Annotated in this window: 7 protein-coding genes; 5 read left to right on the forward strand and 2 right to left on the reverse strand. The window is 70.1% G+C overall.

Translation table 11 applies throughout. The features are described from left to right. A partial coding sequence (locus tag FUT87_RS13995; RefSeq protein WP_186830532.1) for a PP2C family serine/threonine-protein phosphatase occupies positions 1 to 463 on the reverse strand: 463 nt, incomplete at its 3' end. A 52-nt stretch (positions 464 to 515) separates the two neighbouring features. Here FUT87_RS13995 and FUT87_RS14000 point away from each other — a divergent pair. Next, the gene (locus tag FUT87_RS14000) at positions 516 to 770 is read left to right on the forward strand and encodes a YdcH family protein (RefSeq protein WP_091722875.1); all 255 of its coding nucleotides are present in this window, start codon (positions 516 to 518) and stop codon (positions 768 to 770) included. A gap of 40 nt (positions 771 to 810) precedes the next feature. Next, positions 811 to 2,865: an ATP-dependent DNA helicase gene (locus tag FUT87_RS14005; protein ID WP_091725039.1), complete on the forward strand. Its 2,055-nt coding sequence runs from the start codon at positions 811 to 813 to the stop codon at positions 2,863 to 2,865. 198 nt (positions 2,866 to 3,063) lie between these two features. Here FUT87_RS14005 and FUT87_RS14010 read toward each other — a convergent pair whose 3' ends face one another. Beyond that, positions 3,064 to 3,846 carry an outer membrane protein assembly factor BamD gene (locus FUT87_RS14010; protein WP_091725042.1) on the reverse strand — a complete coding sequence of 261 codons (783 nt, stop codon included), beginning with the start codon at positions 3,844 to 3,846 and terminating at the stop codon, positions 3,064 to 3,066. Between the two features lie 142 nt (positions 3,847 to 3,988). On the opposite strand from FUT87_RS14010, the gene FUT87_RS14015 reads away from it, so the two are divergent. Genes FUT87_RS14015 through scpB form a run of 3 tightly spaced genes read left to right on the forward strand, consistent with a single transcriptional unit; the run spans position 3,989 to position 6,215 of the window. Next, positions 3,989 to 5,047, forward strand: coding sequence for an RluA family pseudouridine synthase (locus FUT87_RS14015; protein WP_147241413.1), 1,059 nt, complete (start codon positions 3,989 to 3,991; stop codon positions 5,045 to 5,047). A gap of 39 nt (positions 5,048 to 5,086) precedes the next feature. Next, positions 5,087 to 5,329: a hypothetical protein gene (locus tag FUT87_RS14020; protein WP_091722882.1), complete on the forward strand. Its 243-nt coding sequence runs from the start codon at positions 5,087 to 5,089 to the stop codon at positions 5,327 to 5,329. A 4-nt stretch (positions 5,330 to 5,333) separates the two neighbouring features. Further along, positions 5,334 to 6,215: an SMC-Scp complex subunit ScpB gene (gene scpB, locus FUT87_RS14025; RefSeq protein ID WP_147241414.1), complete on the forward strand. Its 882-nt coding sequence runs from the start codon at positions 5,334 to 5,336 to the stop codon at positions 6,213 to 6,215. Positions 6,216 to 6,389: the final 174 nt, after the last annotated feature.

A 6,389-nucleotide genomic window follows, 5' to 3' on the forward strand; every position in this document is an offset into this window, starting at 1 on the left:
CCTCGTCCACCAGGCGCTGGACGTAGGACTGGTCCAGCGAGCGCGTGACCATGTTGGGGCCGCGGAAGTGGTAGAGGCGGGAGTCGCCGGTGTGGATCCAGAAGCAGCGGCGGTCGGCCGTCAGCAGGTAGGCGGCGAGGGTGCTGTGCGGCTCCTCCTCGGCCGAGATCGCCGTCAGGCGGATCATCAGGTGGGATTCGGAGACGATCTGGCGCAGCAGCTCGGCCTCGTCCTCCTCGCCGGGGACGAAGCGCTCGAACAGTTGCTGGGCGGTCAGGATGACCTGGTCCGCGGCCTTGCGGCCGCCGCTCTTGCCGCCCATGCCGTCGGCGACGATGCCGAGCACGCAGCCGCTCTGGCGGGGATGGGCGATGACCTGGACCTGATCCTGCTGGTACAGACGATCGCCGCGATGGATGCCGGTGGCGGCGCTGAGGCGAAAGCCTGGGGTAGTGCGACTCATCCCAAAACTATAATCGTGCGGCTCGGCGTTCCGGCCGGGTGGTTCCCCGTTTATGGATGAACAACTTCACTCTCCAGCCCGACGTCTGATCGAACTGCGCATCGCGCATGCCGAGCTGGATGGCCGCATCGACGCGTTGATCGGCGCCTCCACGCTGCGCGTGATCGACATCGGCGGCGCAGGCGCCGGCATCGCCGTGCCGCCGGTCGACGAGCTCACGCTGCGCCGGCTGAAGAAGCAGCGCCTGGCCCTGCGCGACGAGATCGCGCGGCTCGAGCGGGCCAGTGATCCCGATGAGCCGGCCTGACCCTCACGAACCCGACACCGACGACTCGACCGACGCCCTGATGGCCGATGCCCCCTGGGGCGCCGCCGAGGCGTCGCCGGCGCTGGCGGCCTCGCGCGCCCGCGCGGCGGCCGAGGAGCTGCGGCCGGGCGAGCTTGAGCAATCGGTGGTCGCCGCCTTCGACACCGGCGGTCCGCTGTCGCGCCACGACCCGGCTTATGCGCCGCGCGAGCCGCAGCAGCGCATGGCGCTGGCCGTCGCGCAGGCGATCGCCGGGCGCGACACGCTGGTCGTCGAGGCGGGGACCGGCGTCGGCAAGACCTTCGCGTACCTGGTGCCGGCGCTGCTCAGCGGCGGCCGCACCTTGATCAGCACCGCGACCAAGAGCCTGCAGGACCAGCTCTTCATGCGCGACCTGCCGCGGCTGCTCGACACCTTCGCCTTGCCGCTGCGCGCCGCGTTGCTGAAGGGGCGAGGGAGTTACCTCTGCTTGCACCGACTGCAGCAGGCGCGCCACAGCGCGGAGCTGCCGGATCGACGGGCGGTCGCGCAGCTCGCGCGCATCGAGCGCTGGGCGCTGAGCACCCACACCGGCGATTTCGCCGAGATCGACGGCCTGGACGAGCGCTCGCCGGTGATCCCGATCGTCAGCTCGACGCGCGACAACTGCCTGGGCACTGATTGCCCGTCCTACCGCGAATGCCACGTCGTGAAGGCGCGGCGCGAAGCGATGGAGGCGGATCTTGTCGTCGTCAACCATCACCTGTTCTTCGCCGACCTGGTCCTGCGCGACAGCGGCGTCGCGGAGTTGCTGCCCAGCGTCGAGGTCGCGATCTTCGACGAGGCGCATCAGCTGCCCGAGGCCGGCCTGAACTTCCTGGGCCGGATGCTGGGCAGCGCGCAGCTGTTCGACTTCGGGCGCGACCTGCTGGCGCAGGGGCTTGCGCATGCGCGGGGGCTGCAGGAATGGCAGGCGATCGCTGGCGGCGTCGAGCGCGCCGCGCGCGCACTGAGGCTGGCCTGCGCCGGCGGACGCGAGCTGCGTGGTGTGCTGAAGCTGCGCTGGAACGAATGCGAGGGCCGGACCGAGTTCGATGCGGCGCTGGGCGAGGTGGCGCGGGCGGTCGAGCTCAGCGTCGACGCGCTGGCGACGGTCATGGAGGTCGGGCCGGATCTGGCGCGGCTGCATGAGCGCGCGGTCGAGCTCTACAAGACGGCGCAGCTGTTCGCACGCGCGCCGGATCCTGGCGCGGTGCGCTGGGTGGATGTCGGCACGCACCAGGTGCGCCTGATCGAGTCGCCGCTGGACATCCGCGAGGCGATGCAGGAGGCGCTCGCGAGCACGCCCAAGGCGTGGATCTTCACCTCGGCGACCTTGGGCGAGGATGATGCGCTCAGCTGGTTCACCGAGCCGGCGGGTCTCGGCGAGGCGCGCACCTTGCGCGTGGGCAGTCCGTTCGACTACGCGGCGCACGCGCGGCTCTACGTGCCGCGGCATTTCCCGAAGCCGTCCGAGCCCGATCACGGCGAATCGGTCGGCTGGTTGGGAGCGCGGCTGGCGGCGCGGCTGGGTGGGCGCACCTTCATCCTGACGACGACCTTGCGCCAGTTGCAGACGGTGGCCGAGGTCTTGCGCCAGCGTTTCGAGGAGGGCGGGCACCGCATCGAGGTGCTGGTCCAGGGCAGCATGCCGAAGCGGCAGTTGCTGCAGCAGTTCATCGACCAGCCGGCGTCGGTGCTGGTGGGCTCGGCGAGCTTCTGGGAGGGCATCGACGTGCCGGGCGACGCCTTGCAGTGCGTGCTGATCGACAAGCTGCCGTTCCCGCCGCCGAACGATCCGCTGGTCGAGGCGCGCGTGGCGCGGCTGGAGTCCGAGGGCCGCAACCCGTTCATGGAGTACTTCGTCGCCGAGGCCGCGATTGCCCTGAAGCAGGGCGCCGGCCGTCTCATCCGAACGGAGTCCGACCGTGGCTTGCTGGTGGTCTGCGACCCGCGGCTGGCTGGCTCGCACTATGGCAAGCGCCTGCGCGAGGCGCTACCTCCGATGACGCAGGTCCCCGACGAGGCCGCCGCGCAGGCGTGGCTCGCCGAGCTCAAGACCTCTCACGACCGCTGACGGCGTCAGCCCTCAAGAGAGACGTCTGCCAGCAAGCGGAAAAGAGAAAAGCCCGCTAGCGAGCGGGCTTCGAGCATTCTTTGCTAGCGCTTGGATCTGGTGGCCAGACGCCCGCCAGACTAGGCGCGAGGGGCCGCCGCATAGCAGCGCTATGCAAGGTCCCGAGCAACGACGTCTGGCGGGTGTCTGGCCACCAGATCACCAGATTTGCCACCAGGCTTTGTCCTTTTGTTTCGCTTTTCCGGTCGTCAGATAGGAGCTATCCGGGAAGCTCGCCACGAGCACGCGGCGGGTGTCGTCGCGCAGCTGGGTCATGCCGAGCTTGTCGTAGCTCTGCATCATCAGGAACAGGGCTTCCTCGAGCGCCGGCGCGTACTGGAACTCCATCAGCGCGGCCTGACCGCGATTGGCCGCCGCGAGATAAGCGCCGCGGTTGTAGTAGTAGCGCGCCACATGCACCTCATACGCCGCGAGGCTGTTGGTGATGTAGTCGATGCGGATGCGGGCGTCCTCGGAGTACTTCGACTCGGGGAACTGCTCGACCAGCTGCTTGAACGCCTGCATCGAGTCGCGCGCCGCCTGCTGGTCGCGTTCCGAGATGTCCTGGCGCGCGATGCGGCCGAACAGCCCCAGGTCGTCGTTGAAGTTGACCAGGCCCTTCATGTACAGCGCGTAGTCCAGCGCCGGGCTGGACGGGTTGAGCTTGATGAAGCGGTCCAGCACCGTCACGGCCTGCACGCGTTCGCCGCTCTTGTAGTTGGCCCAGGCCAGGTCCAGCTGCGCCTGCTGGCCCAGCGTCGTGCCGGCGGCGCGGCCTTCGATGCGTTCCAGCGTCTTGATCGCCCGGTCGTACGAGCCGGAGAGCATGTCCTCCTTGGCCTCTGCGTACAATTTCTCCAGGTTGGCCTGGGAATTCGGGTCCTCCTTGGGGGCCGACGAACAGGCCGCCAGTCCCAGCACGGCGGCAGTCGCGGCGGTCATCGCGGCGCAGCGCCACGCGGCGCGCCAGGTCCCGGACAGCTCGACAGATTCCGCGGTCCGGCGGCGCAACACCCAAGTCTCGATCATGGTCCACAGGGCGCGCGCGACGGCGGCCCTCATCTGAAATTGGAGCGGCGATTATATGGTTCAGGTCGGCCACGACCCGGCGCACGAGGGCAGGCTTTACCCGCGCGGTGACTCGGGCGAGCCCTCGGGCAGCGAGGGCCTCGACGACGCCCAGGACGTCGGCCTCGACGCGCCCGAACGCCGCGAGGCCGAGGCCGGTCGCGACCAGCTCGCGCTGCGCCTGGACAAGTGGCTGGTGCAGCTGGCGCCGGAGTTCTCGCGCAGCCACCTGCAGGGCCTGATCGAGCGCGGCTGCGTCACGCTGGACGGGCAGCTCGTCACCCAGGCGTCGCGCAAGCCCAAGCTGGGCCAGCGCCTGGCCGTCGACCTGGTCCCGACCGAGGAGGCGCTCGCCTTCCGCGCGGAGCCGCTGGACCTGGACATCGTCTTCGAGGATGAACACCTGCTCGCGGTGAACAAGCCCGCCGGCCTGGTCGTGCATCCGGCGGCGGGCAACTGGTCCGGGACGCTGATGAACGGCCTGCTGGCACATCACGCCAAGGCCGCGACGCTGCCGCGCGCGGGCATCGTGCACCGCCTGGACAAGGACACCTCCGGGCTGATGGTCGTCGGCAAGACGCTGCCGGCGGTGACCGCGCTGGTGCGGATGATCGCGGCGCGCGAGGTCCATCGCGAATACCTCGCCCTGGTCCACGGCCGCACGCCGGACGAATGGATCGTCGAGGCGCCGATCGGGCGCGATCCCCAGTCGCGCATCCGCATGGCGGTGGTCGGCGGCGGCAAGCCGGCGCGCACCGACTTCTTCAAGCTGGCCGAGGGGCAGTGGCAGGACGCCCGCGGCCTGGAACGGACCGTCTCCGCGCTGCATTGCGTGCTGCACTCCGGCCGCACGCACCAGATCCGCGTGCACGCCTCGCATCGCGGCCATCCGCTGGTGTCCGACGCGCTGTACGGCGGCGCCGAGGCGCTGGGCGTGTCGCGGCAGGCGCTGCATGCGGCGCGGCTCGGTTTCGAGCATCCGGTCACCGGCGCGCCGATGCGCTTCGAGGCCCCGTTGCCGCCGGAGCTGGCGTCGGGCTGGCGCGTCGCGGGTTTGCCCGATCCGACGTTCTGAGAGGAGTCCGCGCGCCCGCGCTACAATGCCGACCAATTCTTGCGCGAGAACGTGCGCAAGACGGCGGCGGGGCGGCAGTCGACCCCGTCCGCAGCGCAGGCCGCGGACCGACGCGGCGTCCGTCCCACCGGCCGGGACCGTCCACTGAACGGCGGCCGATGGAGCGAAGAGCTCCCAAGCAAGCAGATCGAACCCGTCCAGCGCGGCCCGTTGCCGCCGCTGGCGCCCAAGATGGCGAAACACACCGATTTGACCGGTCCCGAGGCCGGCGTCATGAGCTGAGCCCATGGACACGCAGGAGGCCAAACGGGTCCTGGAGACGGCGCTGCTGTGCGCGCAGGCGCCGCTGACGCTGCGCGAGATGCGTTCGCTGTTCGTGGACGAGCTCAATGCGGACAGCGTGCGGTCGCTGCTCGACGAGTTGCTGCGCGAGTGGGAAGGGCGGGGCGTCGAGCTGGTCGCGCTGTCCTCCGGCTGGCGCTTCCAGAGCCGGCCCGAGATGCGCGAGCATCTGGACCGGCTGAATCCGGAGAAGCCGCCGAAGTATTCGCGGGCGGTGCTGGAGACGCTGGCGATCATCGCCTACCGTCAACCGGTGACCCGCGGCGACATCGAGGACATCCGCGGCGTGATGGTGGCGGCGCCAATCATCAAGCAGCTCGAGGACCGCAACTGGATCGAGGTCATCGGGCATCGCGAGGCGCCGGGCCGTCCGGCGCTGTTCGCGACGACGAAGCAGTTCCTCGACGACCTGGGGCTGCACTCGCTGGAGCAACTGCCGGCGCTGATCCAGGGCGGCGACCCGACGCCGATCGCCGGGGCGCTGCAGGGCTCGCTGCTCGAGGAGCCGCCCGGCGACGCGGTCGTTGAAGTCGAGCCGGACGGCGCCACCCCGGTGGCCCTGATGGCGGCGGAATCGGCTGGCGTTGAATCGACGGCCGAGGAGTCGATGGCCGACGAATCGACGGCCGACGAATCGAAAGTCGCTGAATCGACGGCGACCGAATCGACGATCGCCGTGGAGGCTGCGGCCGAAGCCGACGATCAGGCATCCGAAGTGCCGGAAGCGGCGGCGCAGGCCGCCATCGAAGACGAATCCAAGCCGGCCGCCTCGCGCGAGCCGGGTGAAGAACCACCGGCCGGGGCGGTCAACCCCGAGCCCACTTGAACGCCCCGGGAAGGGGCCGTGTCCACCGCTGACAAGGTGCAAGCCGACACATGAATTCCAACGAAATCGACGATTCCAAGCCCGACACGCTGACCGCCGCCGCGGACACGCCGTCCGAGGCGCCCGCGAAGCCCAAGCGCACCCGCAAGGCGCCCCCGCCCCGACGGAGGCTGC

It is taken from the genome of Mitsuaria sp. TWR114 (assembly GCF_007997345.1).

Excerpts from the sequence above, each read along its gene's own strand:
- FUT87_RS14010 (WP_091725042.1), bottom strand. The coding sequence starts at position 3,846 with ATGACCGCCGCGACTGCCGCCGTGCTGGGACTGGCGGCCTGTTCGTCG.
- scpB (WP_147241414.1), top strand. The coding sequence starts at position 5,334 with ATGGACACGCAGGAGGCCAAACGGGTCCTGGAGACGGCGCTGCTGTGC.
- FUT87_RS14005 (WP_091725039.1), top strand. The coding sequence starts at position 811 with ATGGCCGATGCCCCCTGGGGCGCCGCCGAGGCGTCGCCGGCGCTGGCG.
- FUT87_RS14015 (WP_147241413.1), top strand. The coding sequence starts at position 3,989 with ATGGTTCAGGTCGGCCACGACCCGGCGCACGAGGGCAGGCTTTACCCG.
- FUT87_RS14000 (WP_091722875.1), top strand. The coding sequence starts at position 516 with ATGGATGAACAACTTCACTCTCCAGCCCGACGTCTGATCGAACTGCGC.